Here is a 19,617-nt window from a genome sequence, read left to right as displayed (position 1 = left end):
CGGCAACAACTAAGGTTTAAAAATTTCTTCATTCCTCATTAGATATTTCACTAATTTTAACATTTCTTATCCGTTTTGACCCAATTCTTAACGCCTTGAAATAGTTTATGTGTTCTTCTGGAAGGAAATTGTCAAGCTTGGTCATTCGAAGACGTTTCTTCTTATTATTTTTTCTGGCTTTCTCTTGTCTTACCTTTATTGGAGACCCTATGAACTCATCGAGCTTTTTGTCCATTCTCCCACCCGAAGAAATTGAAGGGTTCGATTATATAGGCTTTTTGATAACAATCTGATAAATGGGAAATCAACCATTTAGATTGATGAACGTATCGGAGGGCAGAAACGGGAGCTGTTATACAGCGGAAGGATGCTAAACCGTTCTACACCATACAAAACCTTAAGAAATTACTTTAAAAACAGTTTTGAAATGGTTTTAGAGAAACTCTTTTAATTGAGGAAAGCATCTAACAAAAGGGAGTAAAAAGGATCACATGAGGGATTGCGTATGTGTGGAATTATCGGATACATCGGCGAAAGAAAGGCATGTCACGTTCTTGTTGATGGTCTGAAGAGGTTAGAGTACAGAGGGTACGACTCTGTCGGCATTGTCACTGAAGAGGATGGGAAACTCCACATCAGAAAGGGAGCTGGAAAGATTGATGAGCTCAAAGAAAAGCTTGGGCTTCTTGAGATGCCCGGAAAGAGGGGAATAGGGCACACAAGATGGGCAACACATGGAATTCCAAATGATATCAATGCTCATCCGCACACTGATTGTACCGGCAAAATTGCAGTGGTTCACAATGGAATAATAGAAAACTATATTGAGCTCAAAGATGAGCTCCTCAGAAAGGGGCATAAGTTCAAAAGTGATACAGATACTGAAATTATCGCCCATTTAATTGAAGATGCCCTGAAGGATTTTAATAACTTTGAAGATGCCCTTAGGTATGCCTTGTTGAGACTTAAAGGCTCTTTCGCCCTCGGGATAATATACACTCATGATAGAGAGCATTTGTATTTTGTTAGAAATGAGAGCCCGCTCGTTTTAGGGATTGGACATGGAGAGATGTTTGCTGCTTCAGATATTCCGGCATTTTTACCGTATACAAATAAGGCTGTGTTCCTTGATGATGGGGAATATGCCGTCGTGACAAAAGATTCCTTTGTTGTAAAAGATCTAAAAACAGGGAAAGTCAAAGAAAAGAAAGTTCACGAAATTAACTGGACATTAGAAATGGCAGAAAAACAAGGATATAAGCACTTCATGCTTAAGGAGATTCATGAACAGCCAAAAGCTGTAAAAGAGGCTATATATGGAAACCTGGAGATGATTGACAAAATCGCAAGAGAAATTGCAAATTATGAAAAGATATACATCGTCGCCATGGGAACCTCTTACCATGCTGCACTCGTGGGCAAATACCTCTTCCAGAGACTCGTGAAGAAAGTGCCGGTAGTTGAAGATGCAAGTGAGTTTAGGTACGAGTTTGAGGATTTAATTGACAAAGACACTCTTGTTATAGCAATCACACAAAGCGGAGAAACTGCAGATACTTTGGCTGCAATAAAGTTGGCTAAAAAGAGGGGTGCTAAAGTTCTCAGTATAGTAAACGTTGTCGGAAGCATGGCTACAAGGCTCAGTGATCTTGTGCTTTACACCCATGCAGGACCAGAAATTGGTGTTGCCGCAACGAAGACATACACGACTCAGTTGACTGTTATTAGCATGCTTGCGATTGCACTTGCGAAGTACCTCAACACTGCTGATAGAGAGTATCTTCAGAAGATTGAAGCGGAGTTGTATGATATGCCAAAGTACATTGAAGCCGCTCTTGGGTACGAAAACAAAATAAAGAACCTTGCAGAACGTCTTAAAGATAAGAGGGACTTCTTCTACATTGGAAGGGGCATAAGCCTTGCTACTGCCCTCGAAGGGGCACTCAAGCTCAAGGAGATAAGCTATATACATGCCGAAGGGCTCTCTGCAGGAGAGCTGAAGCACGGCCCTCTGGCGTTGATCGAGGAGGGTGTTCCCGTAGTTGCAATAGCACCAAGTGGAAAAACTTTGGAGAAGATGATATCTAACATTCAAGAAGCTAAAGCCAGAGGAGCACTGATAATAAGCTTGGGAGACAGCGAAGAGCTGAAAAAAGTGAGTGATACTCTGATAAAGATGCCCAAAGTTGATGAAGTTCTAAGTCCTATAGTTTATATAGTTCCTCTGCAACTATTAGCATATCACTTAGCGGTCCTGAGGGGTAATGATCCGGACAAGCCAAGGAATCTGGCAAAATCCGTTACCGTTGAATGAGGTGGTTTGAATGGTGAAGACGAAAGTTAAAGAAAAATCCGAAGAGCAAAAAACCCATTCCGAACAATCATTCGATTTTAACAAACTCAGAAAGTACGCTTTTCCAATTTTAGTCGTGATTGTTGCGTTAATTGGTTTCAAAATCAGATATCAGACAGCAAGCTACAAGTACTTCATAGATCCCGACACATTCTATCATTTTGAAATTTATAAGCTCACAATAAAGGAGTGGATACCAAAATACTACATGATGGCGGATGCACCTTTTGGATCTAAGATAGCTGAACCCCTTGGACTTTACATGCTACCGGCATTGCTGTACAAATTCCTTTCCATATTTGGATATAGCGAAATAGCGGTCTTTAAGCTTTGGCCACCTTTGGTCGGATTCTTCAGCATTATTGCGATATATTTACTTGGGAAAAAGTTCCATTCAGACTGGGCTGGGCTCTGGGCAGCTGCAGTAATGATGTTTTCCACAGCACACTTTGTGAGGACATTTTCAGGAAACAACAGAGGTGATGGACCGTTTTTGATGTTGTTCCTTTATGCCGTCATTGTACTGTTTATGTATCTGGATTCAAAGAGCAGAAAGAGATATCTGTGGGGAGCATTGTTTGTGATATTTTCCGTCACCTCTCTGAGTGTGTGGAACGGTTCCCCATTTGGATTAATGGTTCTTCTTGGTTTTGGGAGCGTTTATGCTATCCTTCTGTTTATCTTTGGAAAAATTGAAAAATTCAAAGAGTTCATCAAAGACTTTTACCCAGCATATTTTGCAGTGCTCATTTTGGGATATCTGCTAACTTTACCCGGCATAATACGCGTCAGGAGCTTTATCAGGTTTGCCTTCGAAGTGTTCATAGCACTTGTACTGTTAACCCTGGTGATGCTCTATGGTGAGAGATTTAAGCTGAACTATTCCGACAGAAAACACAGATTTGCTGTAGTTGCAATAATAGTCCTTCTGGGATTCGCTGGAGCATACGCATATGTAGGTCCAAAGCTGTTTAAGCTCATGAGTGGGGCATACCAGTCAACTCAGGTTTATGAAACAGTTCAAGAGCTTGCAAAGACAACTTGGAATGATGTTTCAAGGTACTATGCAGTGAAATCATCGGATGGAATGATATTTTTAATCTCTCTGCTTGGAATTTTAGCAGTGGCACTTCGCTTTGTGCTTAGCTTGTCCAGAGAAGGAAAAATCGACGAAAAACAACTGTTTGTACTGATCTACTATACAATGTCCCTCTACCTAATGTGGACTGCGGTGAGGTTCCTGTTCTTAGCTTCGGGTGCTGTCATTTTGGTATTTGGGATACTAATAGGAGAGCTGTTTAGCTTTGTTGAGAACATGAAGGAGAAAGCATCCACGAAGGCTTTGTATGCTGTGCTTCTAATAATCCTCTTTATTCCAATTCCAGTAGTTGGTGCAACAAGCATGAATTCTCAAGCAAAAGCCATGGCAAGAGCGGGCTCAGTAACACCATCTTGGGAAGAAACATTAAAGTGGCTGAACCAGAATACGCCCAAGCTTTCAACTGCCACTTCATGGTGGGACTATGGGTACTGGATAGAGTCGAGCCTTCTCGGTAATAGGAGAGCTCCTGCTGATGGGGGGCATGCAAGGGATAGGGATTACATCTTAGCAAGATTCCTCGCAAATGATGGAACAAAAAGTGAGGTCGACTTTGAAAGCTGGGAGCTCAACTACTTCATAGTGTGGACTCAGGATATCTTCAAATTTAATGCGATAAGCTATCTTGGTGGAGCAATAAGCAGAAAGGAAAGAGACAATCTCGCCATGGTACTTCCTTTCCAGAAATATGGGAACAATCTCTACGTTCTAAATCAAAATCAAATGATAAGAGTCCTCACAGAAAACGGGAAAAAGAAAGTCGTGATCCAGGTTGGGAATCAGCAGCTTGAACCTATACAGGCCATATTTGTTCAGACTGGAGAAGTAGTCAGGGAACAGGGAACATATCCCGGTATCGTGTGGATATTCCCCAATTATGCTCTTCTTACATATCACAAGATAGCCTTCAGCAACTTTATCAGGATGGCATTTTTAGGAGGAAATGGTGTTCCAAACTTCCGGCTTGTTAAATCAACGGGCGACATTAACGTCTATGAGTTCCACCCGTTTGTAGTTTACAAGATAGAGGTTTATAAAAATGGAACGTGGAGTACTATCAAAAAGCTTGAACCTGGAGAGTATAAAGCCAGACTCTACATATCAGCCTTTGGTAGAGACGTGAAGGATGCAACAATAAAGCTCAGAGCATACAAGAACGGAAAGCTAATAGCAGATGAAACAATAGCAACCAATGTTAACATTGATCATCTGAATGAGAAACCAGTTGAAGTAATGCTTAATGTTCCAAATGCAACTAAGTATGAGATTGTACTCATCCAAAAAGGCCCTGTGGGAGCATTAGTAGGCGCCCCAGAATTCAATGGCAAACTTTCCAACCCAATCTATGTTGTCCCAGAGGGAAAAAGAGGTAAGCTCACATTAAAGGCAGAGTTTGACAAGGACTACACAGTTAGCCTATATTTGAGGGCTACAATTATCTATCTGGTCAGAACACAAGGAACAAACAATGAGGACGAGAATGCAGCATTTGAGCCATACATGGACATCATAAAGTATGTTCCAGTTAAAGAAGGCATTTCAGTAAAAGCCGGTGTGAATACGATAACAGCAGAGGTGGAGATGCCTCAAGTCTTTGCTCAGTATATAGAACAGCTCAAGCAGAAGTACGGTGCCGATAAAGTTATTATAAGAGGCAAGAGAATTGAGCCAGTGTTTATAGCAGACAAAGAGTATGTGATCTATAGCCAGGGTTAGCGCTTGTCTCTTACTATTTTTATGTCGTCTAAGCTTTTTAATTTTGACCTTTGAACTGTTTCGTCAATTTTTGTTTTAATTTCTTCTCTTGGTTTTAGAATTAGACACTCCACTTGGGAAAACCCCAGCTTTTTAAGTGCATAAGCTCTGTGGTGACCATCGAGGATATAATATTTCTTCTGATGTTCTAACACTATAATAGGAGCATCATAACCATGCTTGATCTCCTGTAAAACAATTAGCAGCTTCGCTTCACTTAGTTCTCTTTGTGTAGGTATTAGGATATCAAGCGGAAGATATTTATGGTCTATGATGAATTTAACGCCATAGATAAGCTCATTCTCCCGTTTGAGACGCCTTGCTCTTTCGAATGCTTTTTCTCTCGTGATCAAGATTATCTCTTCCTTTTCTGTCACTTCTTAACTCCCCTAACAGCTATGAATGCCCCAAGATTCTTCAACTTTTTGTTAACTTTGCGGTCAACTTTCTCTGCAACCCCAACAAACGGGAAGAATGATGGGAAAAATATAACACCCTTGCTTTCCACATCGCTGAATCCCGCATTTGCTAAGAGTGTTTCTAATTCTTTTGGAGTGTAGAACCTTGCATACCTGTATGCCGTTTCAACAAACAGGCTTTTAACCCGCTTGAAGAGGAACCATAAGCTTTTTCCATTCATAGTTCCAATAACCACTTCCCCTCCCGGTTTTAATATCCGGTATATTTCATCCAGAACTCTCTCGGGTTCGTGAATAAACTCAAACATTGTAACACTCAATACCAGATCAAATGCCTCTTTTTTGAATGGCAGGTTGTATGCGTCGGCTCGGATAAAAAGAACATCTGGGATTTTAGCTTTGGCGATTTTGAGCATTTCTTGACTCAAGTCAACCCCTATCACATCAAAGCCTCTTCTATAGAGTTCGAAGGTGTAATTTCCAGTACCACAGCCCAAGTCAAGTGCTCGTCCTCTTTTCGTTTTGATCATAGAGAAAATGAGCCTTTTTTCCGTTCTATTAACGTACTGCCCGACCTTTGTTTGATACCATGCATCATAGCGGTAAGCAATTTTATCAAAGTACTGTGCCATTCCATCATCCACCGCCGGCTGGGGGGAATATATGTACCACATCCTCCTCTTTCAGCTCTGTATCCCAAAGCTTCAGATGGACAATATTGTGTCCATTGACGAGTATCATGCCGTTAACGTCTCCATCTTCATCAATTAGCTCTTTTTTGATCCCTGGAAACATCTTGTCAAGCGTATCTAAGAGCTCCTTTACGGTTTTTACGCCCCTGATTTCAATCTCTTTTTTTCCGGTCAGGTCTCTCAATGTTGCATAAAACTTCACTTTCATCAAGACTCACCCAAGTCAAGTTTGTTGTTTGAAATAAAAGATTTTTTCTGTCATTCATGCTCCTTTCTCTTTTTCTCCTTGTTGTAGATGTAATCTAAAAGCGGTCTGATTCTCTCCCACACTTCCTCAATTCCACCATGACCGTTAATTTGGACATATACCCCCTGTTTTCTATAGAACTTGATTATTGGTCTCATGTTTTTTATATAAACGTCATACCTTTTTGAAACGATTTCCGGCTTATCATCAGGTCTCTGGATGATCTTCCCGCCACATATGTCACACGTGTTTGGGATCTTTGGTGGCTTATAATGGACATGATATACTGCCCCGCACTTACTGCATATTCTCCTTCCGCTTATTCTTTCAATGCTTTCCTCTTTTGATATGAATATATCAATTGCAGCATCCAGCCTAATTCCATGATCATATAAATAGTTCTCCAATGCCAAAACCTGCTCTGCAGTTCTGGGGTATCCATCGATTATAAAGTTGTTTCGTGTTCTCCTAAGTCTTGAGAGGACGAGAGTATTAACAACAATGTCGGGGATTAAATCTCCCTGTGAAAGATATTTCTCCATCTCTCTTCCAAGTGTAGTGCCTTTGTTTATTTCTCCCCTAATTATATCGCCGGAGGAGATATACACCAGATTGTATTTTTCAATTATTTTTCGAGAATGTGTGGATTTTCCGCTTCCAGGAGGTCCAAAAATCAGGATATTCATGCAGTTCACCGATACTGATTTATAATTTTAAACAATAAAAAGAATATGGTGGTTAACATGCCGCGTCTCCTAACTGGTTTTGTTAGAGCGGCTGGTTATGCAAACAAAGTGAGAAAAGTTTTATTCGCTATTACAAGGGGAAAAGTTAATCCCGAAGAAGTTGTTAGGGCTGCCGCTGAGCTTAACCAGTATCTCTTCAACAAATTCCAAGAAATTGGAGTTAAAAAAGAGGACGTTGTAAGAATTGAGGCTGAGTTTGATATTAAAGATGGAAAAATTGAATGGAATTTTGACAGCCTGAAAATCGAGATTTACAAGAAGGAGGAAGAAGAAAAGCTTGCAGAAGCAATGCGTGAGGTAGAAGAGAGCGAGAAAGCCCTCGAACTTGTAGTTGAAGAGCTCAGCAAGCTATCAGAAAAGCTAAGAAGCTTAAGTGATGAAATATCACAACTCGTCCAAAAAATTAAGCAGGAACACACAGCATTAAAGCTTGAATTTGAAAAAGAAGAAGTTTAGCTGCCCAAATTGTCCAGAAAGATGTTGACATAAGCAATAACATGTGAGGTTAGGTAACTCTTTCTTCCGATGCTAATCTTTTCTGCAATGTTTTCAAGGAAAGCCTCATCTTCCTCAGATAATCCAACGTGATCTCCAAGAACAAACGCAATGTTTCCTTTAAAGTTAACCTCAGCTATCGGTTTACCTTCTTCGTGAAGGTAGTAGAGCTTTGCACTCTTGAGGGTTTTTCTGATTATGTCCTCAAAGGTTAAATTGCTGATGTAAATCCCGGGCAAGACTTGATGCTCTTTGCCGGGATCTCTGATTCTTTCACCAGCCTTTAGTGCTTTAATTATCAGTTTTGCAATGCTCCTCTCATCTGGATTTATTGTCTTGGGTCTAATCTCGTTACCTTCGAATCGAATGGTTTTAGGTGGATTCGGAGGACCATTCAGATTTAGCCAAACTCTAACATTTTTGCGAAAGCCGTGGGAGAGCAGAAAAGCGGAGTTAATGCTTCGGCAGAGTAAATCAATCCTACCGCTTGTCCCAGGTAGATCTTTCAGGCTGAAATCCGCTTTTGTATGAGCATGGTTTGCTTTGATGATGAAAATCCTCATTGTTATCAAAATTAAAATAGAAAAAGGGCTTTAAAAATCACTCGAGTGCCTCAAGAAGTTTCTCAAGGAACATCTTCTCTGGATATGCGCCCTCAAACTCAACTTTGTCGACACCGTCAACCTGTATGACAATCTTTGGAACCGCCATCACTCTGTACTGGTCAGCCCATTCTGGGTACTCAATAGCCTCAACCATGTCTCCAAGTATTTTGTTCTTTCCAGCAAGTGCATTTTCGAGGGCAAACTTGTGAGCCATTCTAACTGCCATAGGACAGTACGGACAGGTTGGGGTGACAAAGACCAAGATTCTGACGTCCCTATCAATTTCTTTGAGTGTTTCCTTGGTTTCTTTCATCAAGTCCGTTGTTCCGTTGGAAACATCAACTATGTCCTCAAGGAATGCACCGAACTCGTGACCTGCTGGGAGACCAAAGTATCTGACGCCAAAATCCTTTCCGTCTTGAGTGATTACTGTAACTGGAGCTCTGTCAACCCTATATTTCTGTGCCAGTTCCTTTTCAGTGTCAAAATCATGAACTTCAAAGCTAACAAGATCGCTCAGCTCGCTGATTTCCTGAACAAGCTGCTTTAACTGCTCGCAGTACTGGCAGTGATCCTTGCCAATGAACACGATGAGCTTGACTGGGTTGGTTAGCTTTGAGAAAAATTCCTCTCTTATGACCTTCTTATCTCCGTCGCTTATCAATCCCATTCCAAACACCTCCAAATTCTTGAGCTAAAGGTTTATAACCTTTAGAGTGCAACATTTTAATAAAGTTTGCAAATTTAAAGTTGTCAACCAAAGGTTGGATGCACACTATATAAGCTTTACGCTACAAATTTGAGTAGGTGGGGGACATGTCTGAACCGGATATATTTTACATTCTGGGAAACAAGGTGAGGAGAGATTTGCTCAGTCATTTAACTTGTACTGAATGCTACTTCAGCTTATTGAGCAATAAGGTTAGCGTTTCCTCAACAGCAGTCTCAAAACACCTCAAAATCATGGAAAGGGAAGGACTCCTCAAATCATATGAGAAGGAAGGTAAATTCATAGGGCCCGTTAGGAAGTATTATAAAATAACCCTATCCAGCACTTATGTTGTCACGGTGACCCCTAATTTATTTTGGTATAGGGGTATAAAACTGGATGAAAAGCCCAAGTTGAAGAGATTTGAAATAGATTTGGAAAACCTTGAAGAGTCTCCAAATACCCTTCAGTCTATGGTTCTCAACCTTATTGATGCTAATAAACAGTTGCACATCTTGCTGGAGGCTTTAAAGTCTCTCGAAAGCTATAGGGATATGCTTGTGAAGACGATAAAGGAGCGCTATTTGGAAGAAATCGGAGACATGACACAGCTGGCAATACTTCACTATTTGATGCTTTATGGTGAAGCTACAATTGAAGATCTCAGCGATCGCTTAAACATCAAGGAGAGGGAGGTCATCAAGAAGGCTGAAGAGCTAAACAAGTTTGTACCGTTAACAATAAAAGACAGAACAATAAAGATAGACGAGGAAAAATTGAGAAAAGTGGCAAAATAGCAAGGGGGTCCATCTATGGCGCTTCCACAGGTTGAGATTCTAATTGATAAAGAAAAGTGCTATCTTTGTGGCTCTTGTGTGGCAGTGTGCCCAAAAGAAGCAATAATAATTGAAAACGACGAATGGAAGTTCTTCCAAGAAAAATGCATTGGGTGTAAGTTCTGCGTTTTGGCATGTCCAGTCGGAGCATTGAGTGCCAGGGAGGGTGAGTGAAATGGAGTTGCATTATGATGTTGTAGTGGTTGGAGCCGGCATTGCGGGGCCAATTCTCTCAAGGAATTTGGCTAAAATGGGATACAAAGTTCTCATGATTGATAAAAAAGCCGAAATTGGAACGCCAAAAAGATGTGGAGAAGGCTTGGGAATAGAGGCATTTAAAAAGTATAACATTCCGTTGGATAAGCGTTTTATAAATAGGGAAATTTATGGTGCTGCAATATATTCCCCGAGCGGCTATAGACTTGAAATCAGGTATGATAGGGTTGCAGGCGTAATCTTGGAAAGGAAAATCTTTGACAAGATGCTGGCATATTATGCAGCCAAGGCTGGAGCAGAGGTTATGGCAAAGACAGAGGCTGTTGGCTTAATAAGAAAAGAAGGCAAGATAGCTGGAGTTAAGGCTAAGCACGAAGGCGAACCTTTGGAGATTTACGCTGACGTTATTGTCGCGGCTGATGGGGTAGAAAGCAGAGTAGCGAGATGGGCTGGACTAAACAGCTTTTTACCACCTCACGAGCTTGACTCAGCCTATGAATATGAAATGATAATCGAGAATTTCGAGTTTGATCCAGATTTGATTCACCTCTACTTTGGAAATAACGTCGCCCCAAGAGGCTACGTATGGATCTTTCCAAAAGATGAAGATAGGGCAAATGTTGGAATTGGGATAAATGGGGATAATCCCAAAACAGCAAAATACTACCTCGAAAAGTGGCTCAAAGAGAACAACATAAAGGGAACAAAGATTCTGGAGGTTAACGTCGGTGGAGTCCCTGTTGGCGGCTTTTTGAAAGAGCTTGTCAAAGACAACGTTGTAGTTGTTGGTGATGCGGCAAGACAGGTAAATCCAATGCACGGAGGAGGAATGGCGGAAGCCATGGAAGCGGCAACAATAGCGAGTAAGTGGATCGACAAAGCTTTGAGCGAAGAAAACCTTGAACTTCTCAAAGGCTACACCGAAGAGTGGTGGGCTGGGGAAGGCCAAAAATTGCTTAGGATTCTAAAGGTCAGGCAGATAAGTGAGAAGCTCAGTGATGATGAGCTTGATGTTGCAGTTCAGGCATTGAGTGGTGCAGATGCTGAAAAAATAGCTGCTGGAGATTACAAGGAAGTTTTCAAAGCACTGATAAAGCATCCAAGAATTTTACTTAAGCCAAAAATGCTCAAACTTTTAAAAGAGGCACTTTAGGGTCTCCTTTTATTTGTCTTATTATTGTATTTCCATTTCTTGCAGTTCATATTTAAGCAGACCTCATATTCCCTATTCCCCTCTCTAATCTTCACTATTGGAGCATTGCCGCACTCTGGGCAAACTCTTCCTGTTGGGATTATTTTCCCTCTCTGAAGAAGGGGGTATGTGACATCGCAGCTGGGCCAGTTAGAGCAGCCGACAAACCGCTTCCCGGTTTTTCTGTTGTACCTTACGACTAAATCTCCACCGCATTTGGGGCATTTTCCCACAATTATTGGGTTATTATTTTTCTTTTCATTATCTTCAACAGCCTTTTTTATGGCTTCTTCTTCCTCAGCTGTCAGCTCTTTAGCAGCCTTTTTCTTTGATTTTTTTGTTTTCTTTTCTTCACTCTCAATGAGTTTTTCCACCAGTTCCCTGCCTATGTCAAGCTCTTTTGCTTTAAACTCCCTGAGAATTTTTATCAGCTGTTCCTTTGCCTTTTCAATAACTTTATCCTTGCTGAGTTTCCGCTTCATAATTTCGTCCATCTTCTCTTCAAACTCCCTTGTAAGCTCAACACTTACAATCTCTGGCACGTTCTTTTCTAATGCCTCAATTACCTTCATGCCAAGAGGAGTTACCTTAATTTTCTTTTTTCCTTCAATGTATCCCCTCTGATAAAGCGTTTCCAAAATTTGCGCCCTTGTCGCCTTTGTTCCTATTCCTAAATCCTCCATTTTCTTGATAACACTCGCTGGAGAGTACCTTGCGGGAGGTTTTGTCTTCTTTTTCTCACGTTTGATTTGAATAACCTTGACAGGTTCCCCCTCTCTAAACTTGGGCAGAATAACTTCATCAAAGCTGACATATTTCCCGTAAATTTTAAGCCAGCCTTCCTTTACTGTTCTTGCTCCGCTCAAGATGAATCGGTGATTGTTTGAGTTTATTATGACCTTCATAATCTCCCTAACTGCTGGATCTGCAAATGCAGCCAAGAATCTTCTAACTATCAAATCGTAGATATTCTTTTCCTCCTGAGTTAGCTCTCCGGGTTTGGGTAGTTCACCGGTAGGGTAAATTGCTGGATGAGCTGGGTCATCTTTTGGCCCCTCAACTGGTTTTAGCTGAGGTTTACCCAAAAGCTCATGGGTGAAAGGTTTATATTCAGGGATCTTTGCGAGGCTTTGAATTATGTATTTGTAGTTTAGATTCTTAGGGAGCTTCTGGGAGGAGGTTCTGGGGTAGCTCGTAAAACCCCGCTCATACAGCCTTTGTGCAATATCCAAAGTCTTCTTTGGAGAATAACCAAAAGCAGAGTAGGCTTCTCTCTGGAGTGTTCCCAAGTCAAATGGATGTGGGGGATTTCTCTTCTGCTGCTTGACTTCAACTTTCTCGACAAAAGCTGGCCCTTTCTTAGCCTCTTGAACAATGCGCTTTGCTTCTTCTTCATCTAAGATGCGCTCTTTTTCGTAGGTGGCTGTATACTGCTTTCCGTTTTTCTCCAAAATCATCTTTATGACCCAGTATGGGGTTGGTTTGAAGTTTGCAATTTCCTTTTCCCGCTCAACTAAGAATTTGAGTGTCGGCCCTTGAACCCTTCCCGTACTTAAAATCATCCATTTACCGCTTGCACGCTTTATGGCATGCGTCAGAGCTCTTGAAAGGTTAACACCCCAGTACCAGTCGAGAATGTGCCTGGCTATTCCAGCATCTGCCATTCCAAAGTTTATTGTCGGCTCAAGGTTGTACCACGCCTTGAGGATGTCCCGCTTAGTTAGTGCGGAGAACTTCATGCGCTTCGCTTTCTTTGGATCAATACCACAGGCGTATTTTAGTGCTGTATAACCAATTACCTCACCTTCAGTATCATAATCACAAGCAATAATAAATTCATCAGCTCTTTTTGCAAGCTCTCTCAAAGCTTTGATGTAGTCCTTAGCATAGCTTTTCCCTTTTTCAGCAACATAGACAGGAACCCATTCGATGTCAAAAATCGGATAGCCGTAAGTTTTGGTTTTTGGAGCCAATGTATAGAGATGACCAACTGCCGGAGCTACGATGATCTTCTTTCCATCACGGATTAATTCATAATAGGGAACTCCATAAAGTGTTTTTCTTATTGGTTTCCTTTCAGCAAGGGCATATGCAATCTTTTTTGCTACATTCGGCTTTTCTGCTATGATCAGGATGACCATAGTAACACCTTGAGACAGTTGAAAGGGAATATTAAAAATACTGTGTGGCACAGGGTATTTATATGTTCCCGGAGAGGTTTATAAAGGTGACCTCAAATGAATGCACACCCGGAAGTTAAAAAGCTGAAGGATATGGTGGGGTATCAGGAAGGTGCGGTAGTAAGCAGAACCATAATAGATAAGAAAACCGGCACAGTAACAGTTTTTGCATTTGATAAGGATCAAGGATTGAGCGAGCATACTGCTCCTTTTGACGCGCTTGTTTATATCTTAGAAGGCAAGGCTGAAGTTGTGATTTCAGGGAAATCCTATTACCTTGAAGAAGGAGACATGATAGTGATGCCAGCCAACGAACTTCACGCTTTAAAGGCGGTAGACAAATTCAAGATGGTCTTAGTAATGATAAAAGAGGAATGAACTCATCTTTTTTCTCTTTTCTAAACCCTTTAGTCTTTCTGAAGTGTGGGAAATTCGGGGGGCATTAAAGATGTCGCCCCCCTGGGGGTCCCGAGGTCATCGCAACCCAATACTCCTCGGGCATAATAATGTAAGGGCCAAAGACTTATAACCGTTAACCCTACATGAAGTATGAAAGTACAGCAGGTGTAAGCAATGGCTGGAACAATAAGCAAAATTGTGAGATTTGAAGATGAGGAGGAATTTTTAGTAGATATGGAAAATATCATGGAACGCTTCACATACTTAACAAGCCGCTATGGAGGAGGAAATGTTATTGAGGGGTTTCTTCTGTGGGATTATGTGGGAATTCAGGACGATGAAGGGATAAAGATATTTCGTATTGGAGAGTTTCCGTACATTGAGGGCACGCTTAAAGTTGATTATGAAACCTTGAGAATTTTAGAGAAGTATTTTGATGAAATTGAAAGCCGTTGGAGTGATTTAAGCGTTGAGGAGATTGATTATTTCATTAGGATGCTCAATGAAGCATTGGAGCGGGAAATTGTGTTCTATGAGGCATATGACTTAGGATTAAATAGAGATGAGGCATACCTAATTTTAAACATCAAAGCGCTCCATTATCTCGACCGAGTAGTGGACGCTGAAGATAGAGAAGTTTTGGAAGAAGCTGTAAGGCTTTTAATGAAATACGTTTGAGGTGGGTTTCATGCTGTTTAAAAAGAAGGGGCTCTTCACAGTTAGTGATGCAATGAGGGTAGTTGAGATTGCAAGCAGGGAAAATGCAAAAGAGATCATAGTGATGTGTGAGGCAATCGACGAAGATGCAAAGAGGAGGCTGTGGGACTATGCAAATGCGGTGAGACTGATGGCAGATTTAACTGGAGAACAGAGAGAGGTTAGAATTGAGATCCTTGAGGGCTATGTGAGCGATAAGGTGAAGGGAATTGAGCTATAGGCTTATTTTAGCTGAGATTTTTAATAGCTGGCAGGGTGAAGGCGGGAGTGTGGAAGGCTCAGCTTTCGGTAGAAGGCAGATTTTTGTCAGATTTGCTGGTTGCGACCTTAGATGTGTGTGGTGCGACTCAAGACAGTTTATAGATGCCTCAAAAGTCTCACAGTGGCGCTACGAAATTGAGCCTTTTTCTGGAAGATTTGGATATAAACCCAATCCAGCCATCTTGGATGAAGTTGTTGATGTTATTTTGAGCCTTGACACGGGGGATATTCATTCAATCAGCTACACTGGGGGAGAACCAACTCTACAAATTAAACCTCTGAAAGCACTAATGGAAAAAATGAATGAGCTTGGCTTTAAGAATTTCCTCGAAACCCACGGAGGTTTTCCAGAGAAGATTGCTGAGATTGCCCATCTCGTCGATTACGCAAGCGTTGACATAAAGGATGAGAGCGCAGGAGCAACAGGTGCATGGAGAGATTTAGTGATGATGGAAGTTGAGAGCATTAAAATCTTAAGGAAGGCTGGTGCAAAGGTCTATGCCAAGCTTGTGGTTACAAAAGACACCAAGCTTGAAAACATAGAATGGTATGCTTCTCTTCTCAGGGGTATAGCTCCTCTTGCAATTCAGCCGAAAGAACCAATTGATTTGCCCCATAAGCAACTGATGGAGTTTTATAAAGCCGCTACTAAAATCTTAGGAAGAGAAAACGTTGGGCTGAGCTTTCAGGTTCATAAGTACCTGAATGTTTTGTGATTTAAAAAATTTTTAAATATCTCTTTGAATGTATACTCAGGCGATGATGTAGATTGGCCTTTGGGGTATTGATGCCCTAACCGGTAAAGCTGAGCCTTCACAGCAACCCAACATCTGCAAGTACAAATTCGATCTCTCGAACAGCCTCTTCATCGAGCATAAGAGATGGCATCCGTGGGTAACCAACATTTAAGCCAAGCATGTTCATAGCTTCTTTTATTGCACTTATTTGATTGTATCTTTTCACCAAGACCTCGTTGAGATAGTTTATCATCAGTTGCAGACGCTTAGCCCTATCATATTTCTTTTCAAGAAAAGCGGTGTAAAGCTCAACGCATAAGCGGGGAGCAACATTTGCAACAGCTATAACTGCCCCATGAGCTCCCAATGCCAATGCGGGATAAATCAAATCCGCAGTTCCAGCTAAGATGCTCATATCTTCGCCGAGTCTTCTGATAAGCTCACCTATCCTCCCAATTGAGCCACTTGAATCCTTAATACCTATTATGTTTGAATACTCCTCAACTAAGTGCTCAATTACCTGGATTGGAATGTTTATGCCAGTAAACTTAGGAACATTGTAGATCAGGATCGGGGCTTCAACGCTCTGGGCTATTGCAGAATAGTGGGCAAAGAGTTCCTTTTCATTGGGTTTGAAATAGTAGGGGGGAGCTATCAAAAGGGCATCAACACCAAGATTCCAAGCTTCTTTTGCCAGTTTTATAGTCTCTCGTGTTGAATTTTCAGTTACACCGGCAATAACTGGCAGGTTTGTTTCTTCGCAAACTATTTTTAGAACTCTCATCTTCTCTTCAAAGTTCAGATACGGGAACTCACCATTGCTCCCCAAAGTTACAAAACCGCTCACCCTGGCATTTTCAAAGTAGTGAATAAGATCTCTCAGGGCTTCTTCATTGATCTCTTCATCATCATTGAAAGGCGTTACATGGGGAACATATATGCCCTCAATCAAACGAAACACCAACAAAAGTTGGATTTTCAAGTAATAAACTTTTTGATAAACAAGCTTTTAAATTATAGTGTATAAGAGCTGAAGTGGGATTTAAGTATGAAGTGCTTGATAGTAGGACATTTAACCCATGATATAATACTCAGGGGGAATGTTCGAATTGAGAGAATTGGTGGGGGAGTGTACTATTCCGCCTTGGTGCTCTCTCCTTTCTGTGACGTGGAAATTATAACCAAAGTTGGAAAGGATTTTCCAAAAGAATGGTTGAGGGAACTTAAAGAAAGAGGAATTCGGATTACACTTCTTCCCTCAAGATACACTACAACCTACGAGCTTAGATATCTCGATGAGAACACACGAATCCTAAGGCTGCTGTCCAAAGCTGACCCTTTTAGAGTATCTGAGATTCCTACTGATAACTGGGACATTATACTTCTAAATCCTGTTGCCAATGAGATTTCAGGAGAGATCGTGAAGAAAATGAGAGGCTTTATCTCCATTGATGTCCAGGGATTCGTCAGGAGCTTTGAAAACGGGAAAGTTGGACTGAAGAAAACCAACGCTTCATTTCTAAGCAATGCCAGAATTGTCCATGCAGATGTTAATGAGTTTGAGATGCTCGAGGGGATAGGAGGCAAGCAACCAGAAGTCATGCTCATTTCTAATGGAGCTGATAGAGGAGAAGCAGTTTATAGAGGGGAAAGGTATCACTTTGAGCCCATAAAAATGTCAGTTGCTGAAACAACAGGAGCCGGTGATTCTTTTTTGGCATATTTCTCATATTTCTACAAGCGATATCCATTTATGAAAGCATTAAAAATGACGGTCTCATTCACCGCATTTTTCCTTAAATATCGCACTCCTTTCTTTGATTTTGACGAAGCCAGAGAAAATGCTAAAAATGTGAAAGTCGAAAAAATAGTGACCGATGAAGAGACGTCAGCACGCTGAGAAGTGATGATATGGGACTTCTCTGAGGTAAAACTTGGGGTGAGAGTCATGGACAGATACGTTTTACTAATTAAAGCTCCTAAAGGTTATGACATAACTCCAGTTAAAGAGGATATAAAAAAGCTCCTTTCAGAAAAATATCCTGAGCTAAAAGCTGAGGTCCATAGATGCATTGGCTTAACGGTTGATTTAGTGATTCTTTATAAAAACGGTATTGTTTTGATAAAACGCAAACACGAGCCTTTCAAAGACCATTGGGCTTTGCCAGGTGGCTTCGTTGAGTATGGAGAGAGAGTAGAAGATGCGGCAATTAGAGAGGCAAAAGAGGAGACAGGGTTGAATGTTGAGCTGATAAAGCTCATTGGAGTTTACAGCGATCCTAACAGAGACCCAAGGGGGCATACAGTTACAATAGCATTCTTAGCCAAGGGACATGGAGATCTTAAGGGAGGAGACGATGCCAGAGAGGCAAAAGTCTTCAGCTTTGATGAGATTAAGAGCTTAAAGCTGGCTTTTGATCATGATAAGATAATTGGTGACGCATTAAAAGCTCTGAGGGGGGTGAGTTTGTGATTGATTCTGTGAGGTTTGGAGAGATTGTTATTGATGGGAAAAGATACGCTCACGATATCGTTATCTATCCGTCCGGAAAGATTGAGCGGAGAAAAAAAGAGCTGTCAAAGAAAAAACATGGAACAAGTCATAAGTTTGATCCAGATGAGCTGAAGGAGTATCTTAGGGAGGATTTTGATATTTTGATTGTAGGAACAGGGGTTTATGGTGCTTTAAGGCTATTACCTGAAGCTAAAGAACTTGTCAAAGGTAAGGAAATTGTAGAAAAACCGACTCCAGAGGCAATAAAGCTCTTCAATGAGTTGAGAAAGGAAAAGAAGGTTCTGGGAGTTTTTCACATTACATGCTGATTATTCAAAAGGATTATAAGTAATGGGGGTGTTACTTAGTAACGGGGGCATTACTTATGTTATTTGATCCACGACCGAAGATGGATAGGAAAGAGCTTTTTGACAGGGAAGAAGAAATTGAGTCGCTTAAGAAGCTCACTGATAAACCATTGGTTCTGCTTTTAGGAATTAGAAGGATAGGCAAAAGTTCAATTTTAAGGGTCGCTCTTAATGAACTCGGAAATGGTATTTATATTGACGCAAGAAAACTGTACTTTGACTCTGGAGGCTGGATAACAAATGACGTGCTAATTCGAATATTCGAAAAATCCCTAAACTCTCTAAAAGGTGAATTCAAGGAAAAAATCATAGATGCATTGAAATATATTAAAGGTGTCAAACTTTTTGGAGTTGACATAAGGTTCAAAAGAGAAGTCCTTCTTTCGGAAGTTCTCGAAGCTCTTGATGAGGTTGGTGTTGTAATAGGAATTGATGAAGCCCAGTATCTGAGGTTTTATGGCTCCAAAGGGGGAAAAGAGTTCTTGGCACTGCTTGCATACAGCTATGATAATCTTAGGAACGTTCATTTTATCTTAACTGGTTCTGAAGTAGGACTTCTTCATGACTTTATTGGAATTGATAATTATGAAAGTCCTCTTTATGGGAGAGTCTGCGAGGAACTTACAATTGTCCCATTCTCAAGAGAACTCTCAAAGGAATTTCTTAGACGGGGATTTGAAGAAGTAGGCATTCAAATAAGCGAAGATGACATTGAAAAAGCCGTTGAGATACTCGATGGGATTCCAGGTTGGCTTGTTGATTTTGGTAACGAATATATTAAAATTAAAAGCCTCGAAAAAGCCTTGGAAGGTGTTATGAAACGAGCTGAAGAGTTTTTAAAAGGAGAATTAAAGGAGCTGGAAAAAAGAAGCCCCCGCTACGTTCTGATACTAAAGGCAATAGCAAGAGGGTACGACAGATGGGAGCTTATAAAAGATTATCTGGAGAGAAAGAGCAAGAGAGTTCCAAACTCCAGGCTCGCTGAATTGCTTCGGAATCTTGAAAAAATGAGCTGGATTACGCCGGAGCTTAAAGATGGTAGGAAGAGGTACAAAATTATTGATCCCGTTGTTGAGAGAGTTCTAAGAAAGTGACAT

At 41.0% G+C, this 19,617-nt stretch carries 23 protein-coding genes; 14 read left to right on the top strand and 9 right to left on the bottom strand.

From position 1 onward, the window contains the following. Window positions 1-28 precede the first annotated feature (28 nt). Window positions 29-235, bottom strand: a complete 207-nt coding sequence (locus tag VFC49_RS01460; protein ID WP_013466942.1) for a PCNA-inhibitor — start codon at window positions 233-235, stop codon at window positions 29-31. 270 nt (window positions 236-505) lie between these two features. Between VFC49_RS01460 and glmS the strand changes: the two genes are divergently transcribed. Next, the gene (gene glmS / locus VFC49_RS01455) at window positions 506-2,314 is read left to right on the top strand and encodes a glutamine--fructose-6-phosphate transaminase (isomerizing) (protein ID WP_324735875.1); all 1,809 of its coding nucleotides are present in this window, start codon (window positions 506-508) and stop codon (window positions 2,312-2,314) included. 10 nt (window positions 2,315-2,324) lie between these two features. Beyond that, window positions 2,325-5,168: a peptide transporter gene (locus VFC49_RS01450; protein ID WP_324735874.1), complete on the top strand. Its 2,844-nt coding sequence runs from the start codon at window positions 2,325-2,327 to the stop codon at window positions 5,166-5,168. Here the strand turns inward: VFC49_RS01450 and VFC49_RS01445 are convergent. From VFC49_RS01445 to VFC49_RS01430, 4 genes are read right to left on the bottom strand one after another with little or no spacing between them, the layout of a single operon-like run. After that, on the bottom strand, window positions 5,165-5,584 hold the full coding sequence (locus VFC49_RS01445) for a ParB/RepB/Spo0J family partition protein (protein WP_324735873.1): 420 nt from the start codon (window positions 5,582-5,584) through the stop codon (window positions 5,165-5,167). The genes VFC49_RS01450 and VFC49_RS01445 overlap by 4 nt on opposite strands. Further along, a complete protein-coding gene (locus VFC49_RS01440) occupies window positions 5,581-6,258 on the bottom strand; it encodes a class I SAM-dependent methyltransferase (protein WP_324735872.1) in 678 nt (225 codons plus the stop codon). The genes VFC49_RS01445 and VFC49_RS01440 overlap by 4 nt, the downstream gene beginning before the upstream one ends. Window positions 6,259-6,262: 4 nt before the next feature. Further along, window positions 6,263-6,526 carry a ubiquitin-like small modifier protein 1 gene (locus VFC49_RS01435; RefSeq protein ID WP_056933573.1) on the bottom strand — a complete coding sequence of 88 codons (264 nt, stop codon included), beginning with the start codon at window positions 6,524-6,526 and terminating at the stop codon, window positions 6,263-6,265. Between the two features lie 50 nt (window positions 6,527-6,576). After that, window positions 6,577-7,251, bottom strand: coding sequence for an adenylate kinase (locus VFC49_RS01430; protein ID WP_324735871.1), 675 nt, complete (start codon window positions 7,249-7,251; stop codon window positions 6,577-6,579). A gap of 57 nt (window positions 7,252-7,308) precedes the next feature. Here VFC49_RS01430 and VFC49_RS01425 point away from each other — a divergent pair, with 57 nt between their 5' ends. After that, window positions 7,309-7,767: a single- stranded DNA-binding family protein gene (locus VFC49_RS01425; RefSeq protein WP_324735870.1), complete on the top strand. Its 459-nt coding sequence runs from the start codon at window positions 7,309-7,311 to the stop codon at window positions 7,765-7,767. Here VFC49_RS01425 and trmY read toward each other — a convergent pair. Continuing rightward, the gene (gene trmY, locus VFC49_RS01420; RefSeq protein WP_324735869.1) at window positions 7,764-8,369 is read right to left on the bottom strand and encodes a tRNA (pseudouridine(54)-N(1))-methyltransferase TrmY; all 606 of its coding nucleotides are present in this window, start codon (window positions 8,367-8,369) and stop codon (window positions 7,764-7,766) included. The two genes, VFC49_RS01425 and trmY, sit on opposite strands and share 4 nt — an antisense overlap. A gap of 37 nt (window positions 8,370-8,406) precedes the next feature. Next, window positions 8,407-9,081: a protein disulfide oxidoreductase gene (pdo, locus tag VFC49_RS01415; RefSeq protein ID WP_324735868.1), complete on the bottom strand. Its 675-nt coding sequence runs from the start codon at window positions 9,079-9,081 to the stop codon at window positions 8,407-8,409. A 146-nt stretch (window positions 9,082-9,227) separates the two neighbouring features. Between pdo and surR the strand changes: the two genes are divergently transcribed. The 3 genes from surR to VFC49_RS01400 are packed head-to-tail and all read left to right on the top strand — an operon-like array spanning window position 9,228 to window position 11,325. Then, on the top strand, window positions 9,228-9,917 hold the full coding sequence (gene surR / locus VFC49_RS01410; protein WP_013466931.1) for a sulfur metabolism transcriptional regulator SurR: 690 nt from the start codon (window positions 9,228-9,230) through the stop codon (window positions 9,915-9,917). Between the two features lie 15 nt (window positions 9,918-9,932). Then, a complete protein-coding gene (locus VFC49_RS01405; protein ID WP_324735867.1) occupies window positions 9,933-10,130 on the top strand; it encodes a DUF362 domain-containing protein in 198 nt (65 codons plus the stop codon). Window positions 10,131-10,137: 7 nt separating this feature from the next. Beyond that, window positions 10,138-11,325: an NAD(P)/FAD-dependent oxidoreductase gene (locus VFC49_RS01400; RefSeq protein WP_324736569.1), complete on the top strand. Its 1,188-nt coding sequence runs from the start codon at window positions 10,138-10,140 to the stop codon at window positions 11,323-11,325. Here VFC49_RS01400 and topA read toward each other — a convergent pair. Continuing rightward, window positions 11,322-13,505 (bottom strand): DNA topoisomerase I, encoded by a 2,184-nt coding sequence (gene topA / locus VFC49_RS01395; protein WP_324735866.1) that lies wholly within the window; start codon window positions 13,503-13,505, stop codon window positions 11,322-11,324. The genes VFC49_RS01400 and topA overlap by 4 nt on opposite strands. A 96-nt stretch (window positions 13,506-13,601) precedes the next feature. Between topA and VFC49_RS01390 the strand changes: the two genes are divergently transcribed. From VFC49_RS01390 to VFC49_RS01375, 4 genes are all read left to right on the top strand, one after another. Beyond that, window positions 13,602-13,922, top strand: a complete 321-nt coding sequence (locus VFC49_RS01390; protein WP_324735865.1) for a cupin domain-containing protein — start codon at window positions 13,602-13,604, stop codon at window positions 13,920-13,922. A 195-nt stretch (window positions 13,923-14,117) separates the two neighbouring features. Continuing rightward, window positions 14,118-14,621 (top strand): hypothetical protein, encoded by a 504-nt coding sequence (locus VFC49_RS01385; protein WP_324735864.1) that lies wholly within the window; start codon window positions 14,118-14,120, stop codon window positions 14,619-14,621. Window positions 14,622-14,631: 10 nt separating this feature from the next. Beyond that, the gene (locus VFC49_RS01380; protein ID WP_056933565.1) at window positions 14,632-14,880 is read left to right on the top strand and encodes a hypothetical protein; all 249 of its coding nucleotides are present in this window, start codon (window positions 14,632-14,634) and stop codon (window positions 14,878-14,880) included. Next, window positions 14,870-15,637 carry a 7-carboxy-7-deazaguanine synthase QueE gene (locus tag VFC49_RS01375; protein ID WP_324735863.1) on the top strand — a complete coding sequence of 256 codons (768 nt, stop codon included), beginning with the start codon at window positions 14,870-14,872 and terminating at the stop codon, window positions 15,635-15,637. The genes VFC49_RS01380 and VFC49_RS01375 overlap by 11 nt, the downstream gene beginning before the upstream one ends. A gap of 97 nt (window positions 15,638-15,734) precedes the next feature. Here VFC49_RS01375 and dapA read toward each other — a convergent pair whose 3' ends face one another. Further along, window positions 15,735-16,619 carry a 4-hydroxy-tetrahydrodipicolinate synthase gene (gene dapA, locus VFC49_RS01370; protein WP_324735862.1) on the bottom strand — a complete coding sequence of 295 codons (885 nt, stop codon included), beginning with the start codon at window positions 16,617-16,619 and terminating at the stop codon, window positions 15,735-15,737. Window positions 16,620-16,706: 87 nt separating this feature from the next. Here dapA and VFC49_RS01365 point away from each other — a divergent pair, with 87 nt between their 5' ends. The 4 genes from VFC49_RS01365 to VFC49_RS01350 are packed head-to-tail and all read left to right on the top strand — an operon-like array spanning window position 16,707 to window position 19,614. Then, on the top strand, window positions 16,707-17,558 hold the full coding sequence (locus tag VFC49_RS01365) for a carbohydrate kinase (RefSeq protein WP_324735861.1): 852 nt from the start codon (window positions 16,707-16,709) through the stop codon (window positions 17,556-17,558). Between the two features lie 48 nt (window positions 17,559-17,606). After that, the gene (locus VFC49_RS01360) at window positions 17,607-18,131 is read left to right on the top strand and encodes an NUDIX hydrolase (protein ID WP_324736568.1); all 525 of its coding nucleotides are present in this window, start codon (window positions 17,607-17,609) and stop codon (window positions 18,129-18,131) included. Next, window positions 18,128-18,481: an Mth938-like domain-containing protein gene (locus VFC49_RS01355; protein WP_324735860.1), complete on the top strand. Its 354-nt coding sequence runs from the start codon at window positions 18,128-18,130 to the stop codon at window positions 18,479-18,481. Before VFC49_RS01360 ends, VFC49_RS01355 begins: the two co-directional genes overlap by 4 nt. A 56-nt stretch (window positions 18,482-18,537) precedes the next feature. After that, window positions 18,538-19,614, top strand: coding sequence for an ATP-binding protein (locus VFC49_RS01350; protein ID WP_324735859.1), 1,077 nt, complete (start codon window positions 18,538-18,540; stop codon window positions 19,612-19,614). The last annotated feature ends 3 nt before the right edge of the window (window positions 19,615-19,617 follow it).

It is taken from the genome of Thermococcus sp. SY098, assembly GCF_035621495.1.
Classification (GTDB): domain Archaea; phylum Methanobacteriota_B; class Thermococci; order Thermococcales; family Thermococcaceae; genus Thermococcus_B.
Note: the sequence above shows the minus strand (reverse complement) of the source record. Positions and strands in the feature narration are given on the sequence as shown.

What these genes read in the sequence shown, in the direction of transcription:
- VFC49_RS01425 (WP_324735870.1), top strand. Translation starts at nt 7,309, where the DNA reads ATGCCGCGTCTCCTAACTGGTTTTGTTAGAGCGGCTGGTTATGCAAAC.
- trmY (WP_324735869.1), bottom strand. Translation starts at nt 8,369, where the DNA reads ATGAGGATTTTCATCATCAAAGCAAACCATGCTCATACAAAAGCGGAT.
- VFC49_RS01405 (WP_324735867.1), top strand. Translation starts at nt 9,933, where the DNA reads ATGGCGCTTCCACAGGTTGAGATTCTAATTGATAAAGAAAAGTGCTAT.
- VFC49_RS01350 (WP_324735859.1), top strand. Translation starts at nt 18,538, where the DNA reads ATGTTATTTGATCCACGACCGAAGATGGATAGGAAAGAGCTTTTTGAC.
- surR (WP_013466931.1), top strand. Translation starts at nt 9,228, where the DNA reads ATGTCTGAACCGGATATATTTTACATTCTGGGAAACAAGGTGAGGAGA.
- glmS (WP_324735875.1), top strand. Translation starts at nt 506, where the DNA reads ATGTGTGGAATTATCGGATACATCGGCGAAAGAAAGGCATGTCACGTT.
- VFC49_RS01440 (WP_324735872.1), bottom strand. Translation starts at nt 6,258, where the DNA reads ATGGCACAGTACTTTGATAAAATTGCTTACCGCTATGATGCATGGTAT.
- VFC49_RS01365 (WP_324735861.1), top strand. Translation starts at nt 16,707, where the DNA reads ATGAAGTGCTTGATAGTAGGACATTTAACCCATGATATAATACTCAGG.
- VFC49_RS01435 (WP_056933573.1), bottom strand. Translation starts at nt 6,526, where the DNA reads ATGAAAGTGAAGTTTTATGCAACATTGAGAGACCTGACCGGAAAAAAA.
- VFC49_RS01380 (WP_056933565.1), top strand. Translation starts at nt 14,632, where the DNA reads ATGCTGTTTAAAAAGAAGGGGCTCTTCACAGTTAGTGATGCAATGAGG.
- VFC49_RS01360 (WP_324736568.1), top strand. Translation starts at nt 17,607, where the DNA reads ATGGACAGATACGTTTTACTAATTAAAGCTCCTAAAGGTTATGACATA.
- pdo (WP_324735868.1), bottom strand. Translation starts at nt 9,081, where the DNA reads ATGGGATTGATAAGCGACGGAGATAAGAAGGTCATAAGAGAGGAATTT.
- VFC49_RS01450 (WP_324735874.1), top strand. Translation starts at nt 2,325, where the DNA reads ATGGTGAAGACGAAAGTTAAAGAAAAATCCGAAGAGCAAAAAACCCAT.
- VFC49_RS01385 (WP_324735864.1), top strand. Translation starts at nt 14,118, where the DNA reads ATGGCTGGAACAATAAGCAAAATTGTGAGATTTGAAGATGAGGAGGAA.
- VFC49_RS01390 (WP_324735865.1), top strand. Translation starts at nt 13,602, where the DNA reads ATGAATGCACACCCGGAAGTTAAAAAGCTGAAGGATATGGTGGGGTAT.
- topA (WP_324735866.1), bottom strand. Translation starts at nt 13,505, where the DNA reads ATGGTCATCCTGATCATAGCAGAAAAGCCGAATGTAGCAAAAAAGATT.
- VFC49_RS01430 (WP_324735871.1), bottom strand. Translation starts at nt 7,251, where the DNA reads ATGAATATCCTGATTTTTGGACCTCCTGGAAGCGGAAAATCCACACAT.
- VFC49_RS01460 (WP_013466942.1), bottom strand. Translation starts at nt 235, where the DNA reads ATGGACAAAAAGCTCGATGAGTTCATAGGGTCTCCAATAAAGGTAAGA.